Genomic DNA, 18,848 nt, shown 5'->3' with positions numbered 1-18,848 from the left:
ACCGCTCACGTGCAATTGGTTGATCAGGTGTTCTGCGGGAAGCCCAGGTTGAGGCCACCGTGGGAGGGGTCGAGCCAGCGCGAGGTGACGACCTTGCCCCGGGTGAAGAAGTGCACGCCCTCCATGCCGTGGGCGTGGCTGTCACCGAAGAGCGAGGCCTTCCAGCCACCGAAGCTGAAGTAGGACACCGGGACCGGGATCGGCACATTGATGCCGACCATGCCGACCTCGACCTCGTTCTGGAAGCGCCGAGCGGCGCCACCGTCATTGGTGAAGATCGCGGTGCCATTGCCGTAGGGGTTGTCGTTGATCATCTTCAGGCCGTCGTCATAGGAGCCGACGCGCACGACCGACAGGACCGGGCCGAAGATCTCGTCGTCATAGACGGGCATTCCCGGAGTGACATTGTCGAAGAGTGTTGGCTTGAGGAAGAAGCCGTCGCCGTCGGCGTCGACATCGCCGTCGCGGCCGTCGACGACCAGCGTCGCACCCGCCTCGACACCCTTGTCGAGATACGAGATGACCTTGTCGGCGTGCTGGCGGGTGACGAGCGGTCCCATGTCGGAATTGCGCGTCCCGTCGCCGGTGACGAGTTTGCCCATCCGGTCCTTGATCTTCTCGATCAGGTCATCGGCAATCGGCTCGACAGCGAGCAGGGCGGAGATCGCCATACAGCGCTCCCCGGCGGAGCCGAAGCCGGCGTTGACGGCCGCGTCGGCGGCGAGGTCGAGGTCGGCGTCGGGGAGGACGAGCATGTGGTTCTTGGCGCCACCGAGGGCCTGGACCCGCTTGCCGTTCGCGGTGCCGGTCTCATAGACGTACTTCGCGATCGGGGTCGAACCGACGAAGCTGATCGCCTTGACATCGGGATGGGTCAACAGCGCATCGACCGCCTCCTTGTCGCCGTGCACGACGTTGACGACGCCGTCCGGGAGCCCGGCTTCCTTCCACATCTCGGCGACCGCGTTGACCGCCGACGGGTCCTTCTCGGACGGCTTGATGATCACCGCGTTGCCGCACGCCACCGCGATCGGCACGAACCACAGGGGGACCATCGACGGGAAGTTGAACGGGCTGATCACGCCGACGACGCCGAGGCTCTGCCGGATCGAATAGACGTCGACCTTGGTCGAGGCATTCTCGGTGAAGCCGCCCTTGAGCAGATGTGGTATGCCGCAGGCGAACTCGACGACCTCCAGCCCACGCGTGACCTCCCCGAGGGCGTCGGAGAGCACCTTCCCGTGCTCGGCGGTTATCAGGGCGGCGACCTCCTCCTTGCGGTTGTTGAGGATCTCGCGGAACTTGAACAGCACCTGGGTGCGCTTGGCCAGCGAGGCGCTGCCCCACTCCTGGCTCCAGGCCTGCTTGGCCGTCGCGACGGCCTCGCCGACCAGGTCGGTCGAGGCGAGGTCGAGGACACCGGTCTGTTGACCGGTCGCCGGGTTGTAGACCGGGCTGGTCCGCTCGGCGGTGCCGTCCCAGGACTCGCCGCCGATTACGTGGGTAATGCGGGTGGGGGTGGTCATCTCTCGCTCCTGTTCAACCAAATGTCAGTACATTCTAACATAAGCTCACTGCAGGATCTCGCGATCGGCGAGCGCGACGGCGACCGGCGCGCCGCTCGCGAGCGATTCCATGCCGGCCGCGCAGACTGCGGTGGCGGCATAGCCATCCCACGAGGTCGCGCCGACCACGCTACCGCGACGGGAGGCGTCGGCCCAGGCCTGGATCTCCAGGTCGTATGCCCGGTTGAACCGGACGGTGAAATCCGGATCGGCCAGCCCGCCCCAATAGCCCTCGCCGCCCTCGGCAAGCGTCGTGTAGAGACCGGTTTGTGGACGTCCGGCGATGGCCGTGCCGCGCTCGCTGACTGCTTCGCAGCGCACCTCGTAGCCGACCTGGCAGTTGACGAAGACCTCGTTGGTGACGATGCCGCCCCCGGCCATCGTGAAGACAGCGACCTGGGGGTCGATAACGCCCTCGCAGGCGTGACTCGTGGGTGCGGGGGAGAGGACCTGAATGGTCGTGATCTCCTCACCGAACATGAAGCGGGCGACGTCGACCTCGTGGACGAGGCTGTCGCGCACGATCATCTCGGATCGGAACTCGGGGTTGGGCACAGTCTTGTTTCGGTGCGTGTTGTGCAGCAGCAGGGTCCGGCCGAGTTGGCCGGAGGCGAGCAGCTGCTGCAACTGCGCATACTGCGGGTCGAAACGGCGCATGAAGCCGACCTGGATCAGCGCTCGCCCTGCGTCGCGCTCGGCTCGCAGCACGCGCAGGGAGGACTCGCTGTCCATGGTCAGCGGCTTCTCGCACATCGCGAACTTGCCGTTCGCAATGCATGCCAGGACCTGCTCCTCGTGGACGAATCCGGGGGAGGCGATGATCACCGCGTCCACGTCGTCGTCGGCCACGAGGGCCAGGGGATCCGCGATCATCCGGGCACCGTCATAGCGCGCGGCGAGGGCCCCGGCCCGGGCCGTGTCGGGGTCCGACACGGCCACGAGCCTGGCACCGGCGATGCGGTGGGCGACGCGCTCGGCGTGGTCGGCGCCCATCATGCCGACCCCGATGATCCCGACGCGCAGGTCCTGGGTGCTCATCACTTCTCCAGCGGGTCCGGTCGGACTTCGGTGGTCGTGTCCGAGACCTGGATCCCGAGCGCCCCTTCCAGCTCGTCCTCGACCGCGTCGGCGGCGGCGGCGTCGGCGCTGCCGTCGGTCTCGCTCGCGCGCAACTCATGGCTGAGCGCGGCGAGTTCCTGGCCACCGGCCATCTCCGCCGTTAGCTGGTCGAGCGTGATCTCGTCGCGGTGGGCGTCGAGGACCAGGCGGCCGAGCTTGAGGATGACGAAGTGGTTGCCGACCATGTAGGCGTGGTGCGGGTTGTGGGTGATGAAGATGACCCCGAGGCCGCTGTCGCGCATCTTAGTGACGTACTTGAGCACGACACCGGACTGCTTGACACCGAGCGCAGCGGTCGGCTCGTCGAGGATGACGACCCGGGCACCGAAATAGATTGCCCGGGCAATCGCGATGCACTGCCGCTGGCCACCGGACAGGGCACCGACCGGCCGGTCAAGGTCGGGGATGACGATCCCCATTTTCTGCAGTTCCTCGCCGGCGACCTGCTTCATGTGGTCGATGTCCAGCCCGAAGCCCTTCTTGACCTCGTTGCCGAGGAAGAAGTTGCGCCACACCGACATCAGCGGCGCGAGCGCGAGGTCCTGATAGACCGTGGCGATCCCCTTGGCCTGCGCCTCGCGCGGGCTGTTGAAGCGGATCTCCTCGCCGTCCATCCGGACAACGCCCTCGGTGTGTTGGTGCAGGCCGGCGATGATCTTGATCAGCGTCGACTTGCCGGCGCCGTTGTCGCCGAGGACACAGGTGACCTCGCCGGGGCTGACGTGGATGTTGACGCCGCGCAGAGCGTGCACATTGCCATAGCTCTTGCCGACGTCGTCGAGCTCAAGCAGGTGTGTCCCGGTTTCAGTTGCTGTCGCAGTGGCCATCAGGCGTCCGCCCTCTTCTTGACGTTCATGTTGATCAACACAGCGGCGATGAGCATGACGCCGAGGAAGGTGCGCAGCCAGTCGACATCCCAACCGGCATAGTTGATGCCGAGCACGGCCATGCCATAGATCAGGGCGCCGATCGAGCCGCCGACGATCGACCCGAAGCCGCCCGTGAGCAGGCACCCGCCGATGACGGCCGCGATGATGTAGATGAACTCATAGCCAGGGCCGGTGCCGGACTGCAGCGTGTTGTACTCGAAAAGCGTGTGCATCCCGAGCAACCAGGCGGCAAAGCCCGTGCCCATGAACAGGGCGATCTTGGTCGCCACCACGGGGACACCGACCGCACGAGCCGCCGCGGAGTCGCCACCGGCCGCGAGGATCCAGTTACCGTATTTGGTCCGCAGCAGCAGGAACGACACGGCGAGGGTGAGCAGGACCCAGTAGATGATCGGGATCTTGATGTTGATCGACCCGATCGAGAACTCCGAGGCGAAGACCGCGTGCGCCGAGTTGAACCCCTGCATGTCGCTGATCGAGTTCGAGGACACCCCACCAGTGACGATTCGCGTCATCGCGAGGTTGGCACCCCAGAAGACGAAGTAGGTGCCGAGCGTGACCAGGAAGCTCGGCAGCCCGGTGATGTGCAAGAGCCAGCCGTTGAAGGCGCCGATGGCCAGAGCGAAAAGCAACGAGAGCAGGACGCCAACCCAGACGTTCAGGTTGAAATACCAGGCCGTGTGTGCCGCCGTCAGTCCGGCCGTCGTGACCGCGACACCCGTCGACAGGTCGAACTCACCGCCGATCATCAACAGCGCAACGAAGACGGCCATGATGCCGATCGTCGACGACGAATACAGGATCGTCCCGATGTTGCCGACGCTCCGGAACGCCGGTGCGGTCACAAGGAACAGGCCCGCCAGCACGACGGCACCAATCAAGGCCCCCACGGCCGGCATACCGAAGAAGGTCGCCGCCGCGGACTTGGTGCGGACCCTGTCGTCGGATGCGGTTGCGGTCGATGTCGTCATCGCTCGCTCACCGAGTCCCGTTCGCGGCGAACGTGGCCACCGCATCGATGTTGGTCGAGTCGATGAACGCCGGTCCGGTCGGAACGCGCTGGCCACCACCGATCGTGTTGCCATTGATCTTGTAGAGGTAGAGCGAGGTCACCGCGAGGTAGCCCTGCAGGAAGGGCTGCTGGTCGATCGCCCAGGTCACCTTGCCGCTCTTGACGGCGCCGACCAAGGCCGGATTGGTGTCGAAGGTGCCGATCTTGGCGGCCGATCGGGAGTCCTTGACGGACTTGATCGCGTCGAGTGCGAACGGCGCGCCCAGCGTGACAACCCAGTCGATCGTCTTGTCCTGGGTCAGCTTGGCCTGGATGTTGGTCGTGACAGCGGCGTCATTGCGGCCGTCGACGTAGAACCGTTCGACCTTGACGACGCCTCCGGCTCCTTCTTCAACGCCCTGGCAGCGCTCTTCGAGCTGCTGTTGGCCCTGCTCCTGGATGACACAGATGGCGTTCTTGGCACCATCCTTGGCGAGCCGCTCCCCGACCGCTACGCCCGCGTCGGTCTCGGCCTGACCAAAGTAGCCGATGACGCCGAGGCCCATGGCGTCCGGGCCCCCCGCGTTGAACATCGATACCGGTATGCCCGCGGCGATCGCCTTCTTGACTGCAGGACCGATCGCGCCGGTGTTGGGGTTGGTCGCGGCGATGCCGTCAACCTTCTTGTCGATGGCGGCCTGGATGAGCTGGGCCTGCTTGGTGGCATCGGGGTCGTTGGTGTATTCGAGCGTCACCCCGACATCGCTGGCGGCCTGCTCGGCACCCTTGCGGATGATGTCCCAGAAGGTGTCACCAGGAGCCTGGTGGGTGACCATCGTGACCGTCATCGTCTTGGCCTTGCCACCGTCGGCGCCGGCGCGCTTTTGGGTCATCTGCCGGCCGCCGGTGGAGGAACAGGCGGCGAGGGAACCGGCCAACGCCAGCGCGAGTGTCGCGGCGCCGATCTTCTTGCTGTGACTCATGTCGTTGCACTGACCTTTCGAACATCACCGCTTCGTTGAGGCGGTGTCCTGGATGGTTCAGGGGCTGACCTAAAGGAGGGGCCCCGCGGTTGCGGAGAGCGGATCGGGTCGAGGATCGGTCACCGCGAGGGCCGCTTGCCTGGGAGGTGGTCCAAGGATGCGGTCCGGTGGCAAGTGGCCGACACGGCACCGGTGGGTGCCCGCGGTCACCGCCTGCCCGTCTTGCGGGTCGGCGCCGTGGCCGGCGCGAGGAACTGGCGTTGGGTGGACTTGTGATCGGTGTAGGTGTGGTAGGCCGCCTTGGTGGAGGCGAGGTCGCTGACCTGCGAAACGGGAACGTCCCACCAGCTGTCACTGTCGGGAGCAAAGACGAACGGATCGGTCTCGACGTGGATGACGACCGGCCCGCCCCCTTGCGGCCAGGCCTTCGCCTCGGCGATCGCCGCGGCCAGCTCCTCACGCGAGTGGACCTCGATGACGTGGCAGCCCAGTGAGCGGGCATTGGCGGCCAGGTCGACGGGGACGAACTCGCCGTCGAGCTGGCCGGACTTCTCCTCGCGCATCCGGTAGCGCGTGCCGAAACGTTGCGAGCCGAGGCTCTCCGAGAGTGAGCCGATCGAGTGGAAGCCGTGATTCTGGACGAGGACGACGATGACCTTGACCCGCTCTTGAACCGCGGTCACCAGCTCGGTCGGCATCATCAGGTAGCCACCGTCCCCGAGCATCGCGAAGACTTCTCGAGACGGATCGGCGAGCTTGATCCCGATCGAGGCCGGCACCTCATATCCCATGCAGGAGTAGCCGTATTCGACGTGGTAGGCCTTGCGGTCACGCACCCGCCACAGTTTGTGGATGTCGCCGGGCATCGAGCCAGCCGCACAGAGCACGACGTCGCGCGGGTCGGTCAACTCGTTGACGGCGCCGAGCACCTCACCTTGGGTGAGCAGGCCCGGCGCGAGCTTGCGCGTCACCGACCTCGGCGGGTCGTATGCCGCTTCGACGAGCTTGTCCCAGTCCTTCCACAGCTTGCCCTGCTTGCGCCGGTAGGCCGAGGTCACCGACCACCCGTCGAGCGCGGCGGTCAGCTCGATCAACGCTTCACGAGCGTCGGCGAGCACCATCAGACCGCTGTGCTTGACCGCATCCACCGGGGCGACGTTGATGTTGACGAAGCGGACGCCGTTGTCCTGGAAGGCTGTCCGAGAGGCCGTGGTGAAGTCGGAATAGCGTGTCCCGATGCCGATGACGACATCGGCTTCGCGGGCCAGGGTATTGGCGGCGGTCGTGCCGGTGGACCCGATCGCGCCCATCTCCTGCGGATGCCCATGCGGCAGCGATCCCTTGCCGGCCTGGGCTTCGCCGACCGGGATGCCGGTCGCGTCGCAGAACGCCAGCATTGCGTCCTCGGCGCCGGAATAGTGAACTCCGCCACCGGCAATGATCAGCGGCCGCTTGGCCGAGCGGATGACCTCCGCCGCGGCTGCTATGGCCCACGGCTCGGGGCGGGGCACGGCGACATGCCAGGTCCGCTCCGCGAACAGCTCCACCGGCCAGTCATGCGCCTCGGCCTGGACATCCTGGGGCAGCGAGATCGTCACCGCACCGGTCTCGGCGGGATCGGTCAGCACCCGCATCGCGCCGATCAGCGCCGAAACGAGCTGCTCGGGACGATTGACCTCGTCGAAGAACTTCGACAGCGGCCGGAAGGCGTCATTGACGGTGACATCCGCGGCATACGGCAGCTCGAGCTCCTGCAGCACCGGGGAGGAGGCGCGGGTGGCGAAGGTGCCCGAGGGCAGCAGCAACACCGGGATCCGGTTGATCGTCGCCAGGGCGGCGCCGGTGAGCATGTTGGTCGAGCCCGGGCCGACCGAGGCGGTGCATACCCAGGTCTGCAGCCGGTCCTTCTGCCGGGCATAGGCGACCGCCGTGTGCACCATCGCCTGCTCGTTGCGCGCGAGGACATAGGGCAAGTGGTCCTCGCCGCCGGCAAGTTCGTTCTGCAACAGCGCCTGACCGAAACCGGCGACATTGCCGTGCCCAAAGATGCCGAAGCAGCCGGCAAACAGCTTCTGCCGCACGCCGGCTCGCTCACTCCACTGGTTGGCGAGGAAGCGCACGGCCGCCTGGGCGACGGTCAGGCGAACGGTTTGGCTCACGAGGACGCACCTCCGGGGAAGGGGAGACGGGGATCGACGGGCAACTGCGGCCAGGAGTCGCGCACCCAGGCATGCGCCGGATCGTCGCAGATCCGCCAGGCGCGGACCGGCCCGGGACCGGCCATGACGTTGAGGTAGTAGAGGTCGGCGTTGGGAGCTGCCATCGACGGGCCGTGCCAGCCGTGCGGGACGAGGACGACGTCGCCGGTGCGGACCTCGGCGACGACGTCGATGGGCCGATCCGCGTGGTGTTCGGGGGAGCCATAAACCCGCTGGTAGCCGACCGGGCGCGTGCCGCGGTCATCGGTCGCGCGGCATTCGAAGTAGTAGATCTCCTCCAGCGGCGTCTCGGACTCGGTCTCGATGTCGTGCTTGTGCGGCGGCCACGAACTCCAGTTGCCGGCGGGGGTGATCACCTCACAGACGAGGATCGAGTCGGCGTCGAGGACATCGGGCAAGCCGAAGCCGCGCACCTCGCGGGAGGCGACTCCGGCGCCGCGCAGCTCCACCGGGACCTCCGCGGCCGTGATGTGCCGGAAGGGCTTTGGCTCTGCCGTTTTGTGTGCGGGGGCGCCGGCGAGCGCGACGCGGGCCGGCCCGTCGAGCGCGGTCAGCCGGATCCGGGAGCCCCGTGGGGCATAGGCGACATCGGTCGGGCCGGCGAAGACGTCGGGGCGTCCGGGCAGCGTGACATCGTGGGTGTCCCCATCGGCGTCGACGACCTCGACGCGCACCGATCCGCTCAGCGGCACGACGACAGTCTCCTCCTCGCCCGCCTCATGCGCCACTACCGTCCCAGGAATCAGCTCCGCCACGCGCAGCATCGTGTGCTGCCAGCCGTCGTGCGCGGTGATGCTCACCGCGAAGTCTGCCGCGGCGGCGCTGCCCAACGGGCGCACCCACCGCGCGTTGTCGCGTCCGGTTCCGGTGATCATTGGACCTCCCCATGCACAAGGTGAGCGGCGATGTCCACGGCGGCGGCGACATCCCCATCGGGTGGATAAAGCAGCGCTCGCCCGACGACCAGCCCGCGGACCGGGGGGATTCCCAGGGCGGCCGCCCAGCGGGCATACGTCTCATCGGGGCGTCCGTGGGGGTCCCCGCCGAGCAGCAGGGTCGGCAAGGTCGTGGCGTCCATGACTCGGGCCAGGTCGTCGACGACCGGCAGTTTGAGCCAGGTCTGGGCGCTGGTCGGGCCGAGGCCGGAGGCGATGTGGATGGCCCGGATCGCCGAGTCGGCGTCGAGCAGGTTGCGCACCCGGCCGTTCTCGACCGCCGAGAGGAACGGCTCAATCAGCGCCATGAGTCCGTATGCCGCGAGCTCGCCCACCGCCTGCGCGCTCGCCTCCAGCGTCGCGGACGTGCCCCGATCGGTCAGGGCGATGCGGGTGAGCATCTTGCCGCCGTCGATGCCGCGCGCGGCCAGCTCGGTGGCGGTGTAGCCGGTAAACCGGTCGTCAAGCTCGAAGACGGCGCCCTGCAGCCCGCCGCGGTTCATCGAGCCGATGGCGAGTTTGCCGTCGAGGGCGCCCATCAGCAGCAGGTCGTCGAGGACGTCGGGTGTGCCGAGAACACCGTCGACGCCGGGATGGGCGGCGGCGGTGGCCAGGCGCGCGAGGAAGTCGGTGCGGCTGGCCATCGCGAGCGGCTCGTCGCGCACGCCCAGGGCACCCCGGGCGGGGTGGTCGGCGGCGACGACGAGCAGCCGGCCGTCCGGGCCGATCCGCTGGCGACGCGGGCGGGTTGCCCAGGACTGCGCGATCCGGTGCGGCTCGCGAACCCGGATCTCGGTGAGCTGGTGGGGAGTCATCCCCGTGGTCGCGGACAAGGCCGGCGCACCCGGGGTCACGAGGTGCCTCGCGAATCTGCAAGCGCGGCCTCGATTTCGGCGCTGGTCGGCATCGCCGTCGAGCACTCCAGCCGCGAGGCGACGATCGCGCCGGCGACATTGGCGAACTCGATGACCCGACGCAGGTCCCAGCCGACGAGCAGGCCGTGCACGAGCGCTCCGCCGAAGGCGTCGCCGGCGCCGAGGCCATTGACGACGTCGACGGGGAAGGGCGCGACCTCGACGCGCTCCTCCCGCGTGACCGCCAGCACGCCCCTGGGGCCCTGCTTGACGACGGCCAACTCCAGCCCGCGATCGAGGAGGGCGTCGGCGGCGCGCTGGGGGTCGCTCTCGCCCACGGCAACACGGCACTCCTCGCGGTTACCGATCGCCGCGCTGACGTGCTCCAGCGCCGCGCCGATCTGCGTGCTCGCCTCGCTCGGATCGTCCCAGAACATCGGTCGGTAGTCGAGGTCGAGCACCGTGTGACGCTGCCGCCCGCGAGCCCGCCAGGCAGCGAAATGCGTTTCGCGAGAAGGCTCTTGGGACAACCCAGTGACCGTTGCCCAAAAGACGCGCGCCCGGGTGATCTCGGCGAGCGGCAACTCGCCGGGGTGGATGAGCAGGTCGGGTGCGGCGGGATAGCGATAGAAATAGAGCGGGAAGTTGTCGGGGGGAAAGATCTCGCAGAAGGCGACCGGTGTCGGCGGGCCATCGCCCTCGATCGCCGTGATGAACCGCGGATCGACGCCGAGGCGTTGGCTCTCGCTTTTGACGAAGCGCCCGAAGGGGTCGTTGCCGACCTTGGTCACCAGGGCGACGGCGTGCCCGTGCCGCGCAGCGGCAACGGCGACATTGGTGGCGCTGCCACCAAGGAACTTGCGGAACGTGTGGATGTCCTCGAGGCCGACGCCGTGATCCAAGGGATAGATGTCAATCCCGGTGCGCCCCATGGCAATCAGGTCATACGGCGTGTCCACGTCAGCTCACTCCGGGGATCTCGGACAGGTCGACGAGGCGCCGCTCCCGCCGGGAGAGATCGCATGCCTGGGCGATCCGGGTCGCCTCCAGCGCGTCGCGCACGGTGCAGGCACTGGCCGCCCGCCCGGCGGCGACGTCGATGAACGCCTGAAGTTCCTTGACATACGCCTCCCGGAAACGCTCGAGAAAGGACCAGCACTGTGGCCCGGTCGGGAAGTCGACATCGTCCTCCAGCGAGCGCAGCGCAAGCGAGTGGTCGAGCCCGACGGCGACCGCGCCCGCAGAGCCGGTCAGCTCCATCCGGATGTCGTGGCCGGCGCCGTTATAGCGCGTGGACGTCACCGTGACGAGAGTGCCGTCGTCCATCGTGATGATCGCGGCGGCGGTGTCGACATCACCCTCCTGGGTGAAGACCGGGTCGCCCTTGTTCTCTCCGGTGGCAAAGACCGCCGTGGCCTCACGTCCGGTGACGAAGCGAATGATGTCGAAGTCGTGGATATTGCAGTCGGCAAAGATGCCGCCGCTGGCGCGGATGTATGCCGCAGGCGGCGGCGCCTGGTCGTGCGTCGTCGCCCGGACCGCGTGCAGGGTGCCGAGTTCCCCGGACGCCACTGCGGCCCGGGCGCGCTGATAGCCGGTGTCAAACCGGCGCTGGAAGCCGATCTGGGCCGGGGTATGGCTCGATTCCTCGAGTGCGGCCAGCTCAAGGGTTTCAGCCAGGCTGGCAGCCACCGGCTTTTCGCAGAAGGTCGGGATGCCCGAGATCAGCCCGCGGCGCAACAGCGGTGCGTGCCCAGGAGTAGCCGTCGCAATGACAAGCGCATCGATACCGGCCGCCACGAGCGCCTCGGGGTCGGCCACGGCATCCAGGCCGAGTTCGTCGGCGACCCTGCGGGCCGCGGCAGCGTCCACGTCGGCCAGGACGAGCCCGTCGACTCCGTCGATGGTGGCGAGGGTCGCGGCATGGATCGCACCGATGCGACCGACCCCGGCCAGCCCGACTTTCATGTGCACGTCCTTGTCACTGCGTCGACTTCTCCCTCGCGCGACAGCGAGGGCGTCACGGGACCAGGATTCCGGCCGTAGCAACGGCTGTCAACTAATTGTCCTTACATTCTCATATTTTCTTGTGTGCTCGTCATCCCCCCGAACGCGGTCAACGTGGCTAGAGTTCGCCCATGGGCGCCCAGCTCGTCAACGTCACGATCGACCGGGATTCTCCTGTGCCGCTCTACCACCAACTGTCCGAGCAGTTGCGGGCGGCCATCGCCGACGGCCGGCTGCAGCCTGGTGATCCGTTCGAGAACGAAGTGGCTCTCGCGCAGCGGCTCTCCCTGTCGCGGCCGACCGTGCGCCGGGCAATTCAGGACATGGTCGATCAGGGTCTGCTGGTGCGCCGCCGCGGGCTCGGGACGACGGTTGCCAATCGCAAGGTTCATCGTCGCGCCGAATTGAGCAGCCTCTTCGACGACCTCGTCCGCGACGGCCGCGAGCCGCACACCACGGTGTTGGGGCACGAGATCGTCACCGACGAGCGTGCCGCCGCGGCCCTTGATCTGCCGTCCAGCACGCCCTTGCTGCACATCGTGCGGCTGCGCTTCGCGGGTGAGGCCCCGCTTGCCGTGCTGCACAACTGGCTCCCGCCGGCGACCTCCTCGATCACCCAGGAGGAGTTGGAACAGACCGGCCTGTATGCCGCCTTGCGCGCCCGCGGCGTCAAACCGGTTGTCGCCCGGCAGACGATCGGCGCCCGGATGCCGACCAGCGCCGAACGCAAGCACCTGCGCATCCGCGGCTCCGCCCCGGTGCTCACGATGACCCGGATGGCCTTCGATGCGGCCGGCAAGGCCGTCGAGTTCGGCGACCACTGTTACCGCGCTGAGGACTACGAGATCGACATCCTGGTCGACGAGCGCTGACCAGGACGCCAACCCCCCTGCGTCCCGGGGTCCCAGCGAAGCATCGGGGGACCTGGCGCACGCTCTGCGTGGGAAGGAGCGCAGAACTTCGTGGGGAACCTTAGAGCGTGACCCAGCCGGCGCCGGCGGCGGAGGTGACCATCGCGTCCAGCGCGCGGGCGGAAGCGACGGCGTCGGCGAGGACGGGCCCCTCGGGCATACCGGAAAGGATTGAGCGGACGAAGCCGGCCAGCTCGATGACCTTGGTGTCGTCATAGCTCGTCGGGATCGCCGATCCGGGCTGGAAGCGGCCGTGATCGCCGGCACCGGGGCCGACGAGGAAACGCTGGGTGGGCTGATCGGCATACGTGGTGCCGGTGGACAACCGCAGCTCGCCCGGGGAGCGGAAGTCCCACTCCACAAGGCCCGTCGTCCCGTGCACCTCGATCCCGTAGTTGTTTTGCTCGCCGACCGCCACCCGGCTGGACTCGAGCGCGACGAGAACTCCGGAACGGGTGCGGATCATCGCCTGGACGTAGTCCTCGTTCTCGACGATGCCGGTCGGGGCCTCCGGGTCGCCGAGGCCGTGGCCGTAGGTCGCGGCGCCCGGGACGAGCTGCGGGCGCTGCTGAATATAGATCGCCGTCTGGGCGACGAGAGACTCGAAGTCACCGAGGACGAAGCGCGCCAAATCCACTGCGTGCGAGGCGAGGTCGCCAAGGACGCCGTGCCCACCGGAGGCCAAGCTGTATCGCCAGGTGAGCGTACCGAGCGGGTGGGCGGCATAGTCGGTCAGCAACCGTACGCGCGCGTGCGTGGGGGTGCCGATCGCCCCGCCCACGACCAGCTCGCGCAGCTTGGCCATCGCCGGGATCGCGCGATAGTTGAAGCCGACGGTCCCCTGAACGCCTGCCGCGGCGACGGCCGCGGCAACCGCCTCGGCGTCGCCGGCCGACAGTCCGACGGGCTTCTCGATCCACAGGTGCTTGCCGGCTTCGGCGACCGCGACGCCGATCTCGCGGTGCAGCGCGTTGGGCGCGGTCACGCTGACCGCCTCGACGGCCGGGTCGGCGATCAGCTCGTGCCAATCTCCGTATGCCGTGGCGAACCCGTGCTTGCCGACCGCCGCCGCCCGCGCGCCCGGGACGCTGTCGGCGACGGCCGCGAAGAGCGGGGTGACGCCGAGGTCGCCATAGTGGTGACGCAGGCGTCCCCACGCGCGGGCGTGGACATCGCCGAGCCAGCCGGCGCCGATGACGCCGACACCGATCGTGCGGGGTTCCGACCTCATTGCCGGCGAAACCATTTGGGTCACATCACTTTCCGGGTGAGTCAGCGGCCTCCCCAAGCAGGGATCAGGAGGCCGGGGTGATCGGTTGGGGCAGGCCGGTCTCGGTCTCGTGGCGCAGGGCGGCGAGCTGGTCGCGGATGCCGAAGGGGCGGATGCCGAGCACCTCGTCGGTGCGTGGTGTTGCCAGGCTGGTGTCGGCCGGCATTGCCGCGGGGAGCATCTGTCCCTCGGGAACCGGCCCGGTCGCGATCAACGCGGCGTCGAGGTCGAAGACCTCGGCAGCGGCCCGGGCAAGCTCGAGCCGGGTGACGGCATCGGCACCGACCACGTGGAGGATGCCGGTCGCCTCGCGTTCTAGGGCCAGCAGCAGGCGCGCGCCGATCTCGGCCGAGGTCACCGGGCTCGCGACATTGTTGATCGCCGGATCCTGCCATACGGTGAATTCCGTTCCGGCAGAAAGGGAGTCAACGAGAGAGAGGACGAAGTAGCCGAAGCCGCAGTCCTGCTGCCGGGGGGCCGCCGGCTGGGTGAGATGCCTGCCTTGGACCCCGCCGACCCGAGCGACGAAGCCCCGGTCGGCGCGGTCGATGATGACCTGCTCAGAGAGCGCCTTGAACAGGCCGTAGAGGTTGAGCGGGTTGACCGGTTCCTCCTCGTCGACCAGGTGCCCGGTGCCGTCGAAGACCCAGTCGGTCGATAGGTAACCGAAGTGGGCATTCGCCGCATTGGCCGCGTCGACCAACCGTCGGGTCATCCCGACGTAGGAGTCGAAACCCGCGCGGCGGTCGCGATAGAGGCCGTGCAGGTCATTGTCGATTGCCAGGTGGAGGACCGAGTCCGCCTCGTGCTCCGACAAGGCGGCGGCGACATCGCCGGGGTTGGCCAGGTCGGTCAGCCGCCAGGGCCAGGGGAAGTCGGGTCCGGGGTCGCGCCGCACCGTGCACAGCACGTCGGCGCCGCGGTCGGTCAGCACCGCGGCGACATTGCCGCCGACGAATCCGGTTGCGCCGGTGAGCAGGACGCGGCGGCTCATGTGGGGACCTCGAGAAGTGCCTGGCGCAGTGGAGCGGGGTGGGCCCCACGCTCGGCGTGGGAGGAACGTCGTGGGGTGATGCTCATGCTGTGATCTCGTCGAGCCGGACCGGGCGGCCCTCCTTCAGGGACCGGGTCGCGGCGAGGCCCATGCGCACCGGCTCGCGGCCGTCGCGGGTGCCGACGGGGGAGTCCCCGCCGCCGCGGACGTAGTCGGCGAATGCCGCCCACTCCAGCCGATAGGACGGCAGATAGCGGTCGAGGAAGAACCACGGCAGCGGCTCGCCGGCAGTGGCCTCGGCGGTGCGCACCCAGCCGTTGTGACGGGCCGGGTTGTCGGACGCCGCCATACCGCCCGAGCCGAAGGCCTCGATGCGCTGGTCGTAGCCGTAGACGGCTTCGCGGCTGTTGTCGATCGTCGTGATCGTGCCGTTCTCGTGGGTGAGGACGACGACGGCGGTGTCGACGTCGCCGGCCTCGCCGATCCGCGGGTCAACCCGCACGGCGCCGCGGGCAAAGACCTCGACGACATCGGAGCCGGTGACGAAGCGGACCATGTCGAAGTCGTGGATCATCATGTCGAGGAAGATCCCGCCGCTGACCGCGACGTATTCCGGCGGTGGCGGGGCGGGGTCGCGGCTGGTGACCCGCAGCAGGTGGAGGTCGCCGATGGTGCCGTTCTTGACGGCCTGCGCGACCGACGCATGTCCCGGGTCGAAACGGCGGTTGAAGCCGACCATGAACGGGACGCCCGCGGCGTCAACGGCGGCGAGCGCCCGGTCGACCTCGGCGAGGTTGAGGCTAACCGGCTTTTCGCACATGATCGCCTTGCCCGCCGAGGCGGCCTTGACGACGAGGTCGACGTGGGTGTCGGTGCTAGTGCAGATGGCGACGGCCTCGACGTCGGAGTTGGCGAGCAGTTCGTCGATGCCGAGCGCCTGCACGCCGAGGTCCGCCGCGACGCTGGCTGCGACGTGCGGGACGGCGTCGGCCACGGCGACCACGGTCGTGCCCGGCACTTCGCGCAGCAGCAGGCCGGCGTGCATCCGGCCGATGCGGCCGACGCCGATCACGCCCATCCGGACCGGCGGTGTCGAATCGGCTTCGGCCTGGGCAAAGCCGGCGTCACGCGTGCTCACGGGTGAACTCCTTCGTTCTCGGTGTGGATGGCGGTGCTCGGAGTGAATCTGGTAGGAAGTGAATCCGGTGGTAGCGCGGCGTTCAGGCGGTCGCGGTCAGGCAGTCGCGCTCAATCGAGGGACGACGTTGTCGGCGAGATAACTCAGGCAGGCCTCGACGTCGTGGACCGGGCCCTCGCCGTCGCCCGGCAGGGCCTTCAGGGCGGTGTCCTGCTCCAGGGCATACCACCCGCGATAGCCGCCCTCCTCCAGCGCGACGACGGCGTCGGCAATGGCGACCTCGCCGTCGCCAAGCCGGCGCATCATCCCGGCCTGGACACCCTCGACGAGGCTGAGCTCGCCCGACAGGACGCGTGCGGAGGTTGCGGTGTCGACGTCCTTGAGGTGGACCAGGCCGACGCGACCGGCGTGCTCGCGGGCGAAGGCGACCGGGTCGACGCCGCCGATCTGCAGGTGGCCGGTGTCGAGGCACCACAGGACGTCGGTGTGCTCCAGGGCGAGGTCGACGTCACGCTTGGTCTCAACGACGGTGTCGACGTGGGGGTGCAGGACCTGGGTCAGGCCGTGGGCGGCGCAGACCTCGCCGACCTGCTTTAGGCCCTCGCCGACGACCTGCATGTCGGTGGCGCTGAGCGGGATCGGCTTGGACCAGTCGTAGTCCTGGACCAGCGCGGTAACGAACATCGTGGCCCCGGCGGCCTGGAAGAGTTCGGCAACCTCGGTGGCGCGGCGCAGGGCGTCCTCGCGCTGGGCCGGGTCGTGCAGCACGAGCGGGACGAAGCCGCCCACGAGGCCGAGATCGTGTGCGGCGAGAGTGGTTTTCAGGGTCTCGGCGTCCTCGGGGAGGAAGCCCGGAGCGCCGAGTTCGGTGGCCGGGATGCCGAGGGCGTGCATCTCGGACAGCACGCGCTCGGACGGCATCACCTCGCCCCAGCCGGGCACCTCGCAGATGCCCCAGGAGATCGGTGCCGCCGCGACTCGTCCGTCCAGTGAGCCGAGAGTGGGGGACATCCGAGAACCTCCTGTGTCTGGCCCGGCGCATCGTCGCACGGACGCTCAGACTCCATGATGGGACCGGTCCCATCGCCTTGTCAAGATTTGTCCTGACATTACCTCAATTCCTTACTCCAGCACCGGGGCTCGTGCGGTCGACGTTCGCACGACGAGGCCCGTCGTCAAGACCTCCACACGAGTCGGACGGGCCGGGACGGCGATCCGCTCGATGAGCAAATCGGCGGCCTGACGGCCGAGCTCGCGCGCATCGGCGTCAACGGTGGTCAGGTCGGTGAGATGCATCTGTGCCACCGACGAATTGTCATACCCGACGACCGAAAGCTCCTGTGGCACACTGAATCCCAGTTGACGAGCGGCGCCGAGCACGCCGAGGGCGGCGAGGTCGTTGGCGGCAAAGATGGCTGTGGGACGGCGCCCCGGAGCGACGTCGAGGAGGCGACGGGCAGCGGCATACCCACCGATCTCGGTCGTGTCGCACGGCTGGACGATCGGCGCCAGGAGGTGCCGGCTCATCCACGAGATGTATGCCGCGCGGCGCCCGAGCACGGACGACCCCGCGGTCCCCGCGACATGCGCGATCCGCGTGTGGCCCAACTCGTGCAGGTGCTCCAGCGCGAGCGTGGTGCCGTGGACGTCGTCCGGGACGACGACGTCCACTCCCGGCACGACCGCATCGCGGCTGCCGGCCAGGACGGTCGGTATGCGGCTCGCCGCCTCGGCGAGCACCGGCGAACTCGGCATGGCCCCGGCGAGGACGAGCCCGTCGACGCGCATCTCGATGAACGCCCGGACCAGTCGGTCGTCGATCAACCGGTCCACGCGGCCGTCGCCAATGAGCGCGTGCAGCCCGGCCTCCCCAAGGGTCGTGCCGAGGCCCTCGAGCATCCCGGCGAACCACGGCTGGCCCAGGTCGGCGACGATCACCCCCACGGCCATGGTCCGCCGCTGGGTCAGGCTGCGGGCCGAGGCATTCGGCCGGTAGCCCAGCTCCCGGATCGCCCGCTCGACCGCCTCCCGCTTGGCCGGGCTGACCTGCGGCGATCCTTGGAGCACGCGCGAGACCAGTGACTTGGAGACCCCCGCGTGGGCGGCGACGGTGCGCAGGGTCACGGTCCGCGGATCCTGGCCCGCTCCACCCGCCTGCGCGGCCACGGTGAGCCTCCTGCCCGCGGGCCCGGTGGCCTGCTCGTCGGCGCAGCCTACCCAGATTCGGCGGTATTGGCCCCCCACGGCCCCCTGGCCGGGTGGCCATAAACGACACGTCCGGCGCGGCCGCAGCCAAAGTCGAGGCAGATCATGTATCCTGTCGACGTATCGCATCGATATATCGAGGAGACGACATGGCGACGAAGCGGCACCAGCTGCTCGAGTTCGCCGTGCTCGGGCTCCTCCACGAGACGCCGATGCATGGGTATGAGCTGCGTCGCCGCCTCAACCTCGCCCTCGGCCCCTTCCGGGCCTTGTCCTTCGGGACGCTCTACCCCTGCCTGCGCTCTCTCGTCGAGCGCGGCGACATCACCGAGTCGGCGTCCCCGGCCACCACCTCACGGCGGCCGCGGATCGTCTACGAACTCACCGACCCCGGCCGGCAGCACTTCGCCGAGCTCGCCGCCCGCAGCGACGACGGGGCGTATGAGGATGACGGTTTCGAGCTGCGGCTGGCCTTCTTCGGGCGCACCGAGACCAGCGTCCGGCTGCGGATCCTCGAGGGGCGCCGGGCCCGCCTCGAGGAGCGGCTGGCCCAGTTGCGCGAGCAGGCCCGGCTGGGCACGCGCGACACCTGGGCGAGCGCGTTGCATCGGCATACCGAGGAGAGCCTGGAGCGTGACCTGCGCTGGCTCGGCGAGCTGATCGCGGCCGAGCGGGGAGCTCCGGCCGTCCGCCCGGGGAGCCTCACCGATCCCAACCACCCGGCGTTCACGCCGCCCCCGACCCATCCCACCACCCGCTAAGGAGCA

At 68.7% G+C, this 18,848-nt stretch carries 17 protein-coding genes; 2 read left to right on the top strand and 15 right to left on the bottom strand.

From position 1 onward, the window contains the following. Window positions 1-23: 23 nt before the first annotated feature. The 10 genes from V9G19_RS03340 to V9G19_RS03295 form a co-directional block, all read right to left on the bottom strand. Window positions 24-1,526 carry a CoA-acylating methylmalonate-semialdehyde dehydrogenase gene (locus V9G19_RS03340; protein ID WP_462284075.1) on the bottom strand — a complete coding sequence of 501 codons (1,503 nt, stop codon included), beginning with the start codon at window positions 1,524-1,526 and terminating at the stop codon, window positions 24-26. A gap of 45 nt (window positions 1,527-1,571) precedes the next feature. After that, window positions 1,572-2,603 (bottom strand): Gfo/Idh/MocA family protein, encoded by a 1,032-nt coding sequence (locus tag V9G19_RS03335; protein ID WP_462284074.1) that lies wholly within the window; start codon window positions 2,601-2,603, stop codon window positions 1,572-1,574. Then, window positions 2,603-3,511 carry an ATP-binding cassette domain-containing protein gene (locus tag V9G19_RS03330; protein ID WP_462284073.1) on the bottom strand — a complete coding sequence of 303 codons (909 nt, stop codon included), beginning with the start codon at window positions 3,509-3,511 and terminating at the stop codon, window positions 2,603-2,605. The genes V9G19_RS03335 and V9G19_RS03330 overlap by 1 nt, the downstream gene beginning before the upstream one ends. After that, complete coding sequence (locus tag V9G19_RS03325; protein WP_462284072.1) at window positions 3,511-4,545, bottom strand: ABC transporter permease; 1,035 nt, start codon at window positions 4,543-4,545, stop codon at window positions 3,511-3,513. Before V9G19_RS03325 ends, V9G19_RS03330 begins: the two co-directional genes overlap by 1 nt. A gap of 7 nt (window positions 4,546-4,552) precedes the next feature. Beyond that, window positions 4,553-5,548 (bottom strand): substrate-binding domain-containing protein, encoded by a 996-nt coding sequence (locus V9G19_RS03320; RefSeq protein WP_462284071.1) that lies wholly within the window; start codon window positions 5,546-5,548, stop codon window positions 4,553-4,555. A gap of 206 nt (window positions 5,549-5,754) precedes the next feature. Beyond that, entirely contained in the window at window positions 5,755-7,707 is a 1,953-nt protein-coding gene (iolD, locus tag V9G19_RS03315; protein ID WP_462284070.1) for a 3D-(3,5/4)-trihydroxycyclohexane-1,2-dione acylhydrolase (decyclizing), read from the bottom strand. Then, a complete protein-coding gene (iolB, locus tag V9G19_RS03310) occupies window positions 7,704-8,642 on the bottom strand; it encodes a 5-deoxy-glucuronate isomerase (protein WP_462284069.1) in 939 nt (312 codons plus the stop codon). The genes iolD and iolB overlap by 4 nt, the downstream gene beginning before the upstream one ends. Beyond that, window positions 8,639-9,517, bottom strand: a complete 879-nt coding sequence (locus tag V9G19_RS03305) for a Cgl0159 family (beta/alpha)8-fold protein (RefSeq protein ID WP_462284284.1) — start codon at window positions 9,515-9,517, stop codon at window positions 8,639-8,641. The genes iolB and V9G19_RS03305 overlap by 4 nt, the downstream gene beginning before the upstream one ends. Window positions 9,518-9,552: 35 nt before the next feature. Then, window positions 9,553-10,515 carry a 5-dehydro-2-deoxygluconokinase gene (gene iolC, locus V9G19_RS03300; protein WP_462284068.1) on the bottom strand — a complete coding sequence of 321 codons (963 nt, stop codon included), beginning with the start codon at window positions 10,513-10,515 and terminating at the stop codon, window positions 9,553-9,555. A 1-nt stretch (window position 10,516) separates the two neighbouring features. Beyond that, window positions 10,517-11,524: a Gfo/Idh/MocA family protein gene (locus V9G19_RS03295; RefSeq protein ID WP_462284067.1), complete on the bottom strand. Its 1,008-nt coding sequence runs from the start codon at window positions 11,522-11,524 to the stop codon at window positions 10,517-10,519. A 170-nt stretch (window positions 11,525-11,694) separates the two neighbouring features. Here V9G19_RS03295 and V9G19_RS03290 point away from each other — a divergent pair, with 170 nt between their 5' ends. Further along, complete coding sequence (locus tag V9G19_RS03290; RefSeq protein ID WP_462284066.1) at window positions 11,695-12,435, top strand: GntR family transcriptional regulator; 741 nt, start codon at window positions 11,695-11,697, stop codon at window positions 12,433-12,435. A gap of 100 nt (window positions 12,436-12,535) precedes the next feature. Here V9G19_RS03290 and V9G19_RS03285 read toward each other — a convergent pair whose 3' ends face one another. From V9G19_RS03285 to V9G19_RS03265, 5 genes are all read right to left on the bottom strand, one after another. Continuing rightward, window positions 12,536-13,705 (bottom strand): Gfo/Idh/MocA family protein, encoded by a 1,170-nt coding sequence (locus V9G19_RS03285; protein WP_462284065.1) that lies wholly within the window; start codon window positions 13,703-13,705, stop codon window positions 12,536-12,538. Between the two features lie 64 nt (window positions 13,706-13,769). Further along, window positions 13,770-14,738 (bottom strand): SDR family oxidoreductase, encoded by a 969-nt coding sequence (locus tag V9G19_RS03280; protein ID WP_462284064.1) that lies wholly within the window; start codon window positions 14,736-14,738, stop codon window positions 13,770-13,772. A gap of 82 nt (window positions 14,739-14,820) precedes the next feature. After that, window positions 14,821-15,876 carry an inositol 2-dehydrogenase gene (gene iolG / locus V9G19_RS03275; protein ID WP_462284063.1) on the bottom strand — a complete coding sequence of 352 codons (1,056 nt, stop codon included), beginning with the start codon at window positions 15,874-15,876 and terminating at the stop codon, window positions 14,821-14,823. A 96-nt stretch (window positions 15,877-15,972) separates the two neighbouring features. Then, window positions 15,973-16,887, bottom strand: coding sequence for a sugar phosphate isomerase/epimerase family protein (locus V9G19_RS03270; RefSeq protein WP_462284062.1), 915 nt, complete (start codon window positions 16,885-16,887; stop codon window positions 15,973-15,975). A 111-nt stretch (window positions 16,888-16,998) separates the two neighbouring features. Further along, window positions 16,999-18,042 (bottom strand): LacI family DNA-binding transcriptional regulator, encoded by a 1,044-nt coding sequence (locus tag V9G19_RS03265; RefSeq protein ID WP_462284061.1) that lies wholly within the window; start codon window positions 18,040-18,042, stop codon window positions 16,999-17,001. Window positions 18,043-18,230: 188 nt separating this feature from the next. Here V9G19_RS03265 and V9G19_RS03260 point away from each other — a divergent pair, with 188 nt between their 5' ends. After that, entirely contained in the window at window positions 18,231-18,842 is a 612-nt protein-coding gene (locus tag V9G19_RS03260; protein ID WP_462284060.1) for a PadR family transcriptional regulator, read from the top strand. The last annotated feature ends 6 nt before the right edge of the window (window positions 18,843-18,848 follow it).

Source organism: Nostocoides sp. (assembly GCF_037045025.1).
GTDB lineage: Bacteria > Actinomycetota > Actinomycetes > Actinomycetales > Dermatophilaceae > Nostocoides_A.
The sequence above is the reverse complement of the archived record's forward strand: the minus strand, read 5'-3'. Positions and strand labels throughout refer to the sequence as shown.

Excerpts from the sequence above, each read along its gene's own strand:
- V9G19_RS03340 (WP_462284075.1), bottom strand. The coding sequence starts at position 1,526 with ATGACCACCCCCACCCGCATTACCCACGTAATCGGCGGCGAGTCCTGG.
- V9G19_RS03335 (WP_462284074.1), bottom strand. The coding sequence starts at position 2,603 with ATGAGCACCCAGGACCTGCGCGTCGGGATCATCGGGGTCGGCATGATG.
- V9G19_RS03330 (WP_462284073.1), bottom strand. The coding sequence starts at position 3,511 with ATGGCCACTGCGACAGCAACTGAAACCGGGACACACCTGCTTGAGCTC.
- V9G19_RS03325 (WP_462284072.1), bottom strand. The coding sequence starts at position 4,545 with ATGACGACATCGACCGCAACCGCATCCGACGACAGGGTCCGCACCAAG.
- V9G19_RS03320 (WP_462284071.1), bottom strand. The coding sequence starts at position 5,548 with ATGAGTCACAGCAAGAAGATCGGCGCCGCGACACTCGCGCTGGCGTTG.
- iolB (WP_462284069.1), bottom strand. The coding sequence starts at position 8,642 with ATGATCACCGGAACCGGACGCGACAACGCGCGGTGGGTGCGCCCGTTG.
- V9G19_RS03305 (WP_462284284.1), bottom strand. The coding sequence starts at position 9,517 with ATGACTCCCCACCAGCTCACCGAGATCCGGGTTCGCGAGCCGCACCGG.
- V9G19_RS03295 (WP_462284067.1), bottom strand. The coding sequence starts at position 11,524 with ATGAAAGTCGGGCTGGCCGGGGTCGGTCGCATCGGTGCGATCCATGCC.
- V9G19_RS03290 (WP_462284066.1), top strand. The coding sequence starts at position 11,695 with ATGGGCGCCCAGCTCGTCAACGTCACGATCGACCGGGATTCTCCTGTG.
- V9G19_RS03285 (WP_462284065.1), bottom strand. The coding sequence starts at position 13,705 with ATGAGGTCGGAACCCCGCACGATCGGTGTCGGCGTCATCGGCGCCGGC.
- V9G19_RS03280 (WP_462284064.1), bottom strand. The coding sequence starts at position 14,738 with ATGAGCCGCCGCGTCCTGCTCACCGGCGCAACCGGATTCGTCGGCGGC.
- V9G19_RS03270 (WP_462284062.1), bottom strand. The coding sequence starts at position 16,887 with ATGTCCCCCACTCTCGGCTCACTGGACGGACGAGTCGCGGCGGCACCG.
- V9G19_RS03260 (WP_462284060.1), top strand. The coding sequence starts at position 18,231 with ATGGCGACGAAGCGGCACCAGCTGCTCGAGTTCGCCGTGCTCGGGCTC.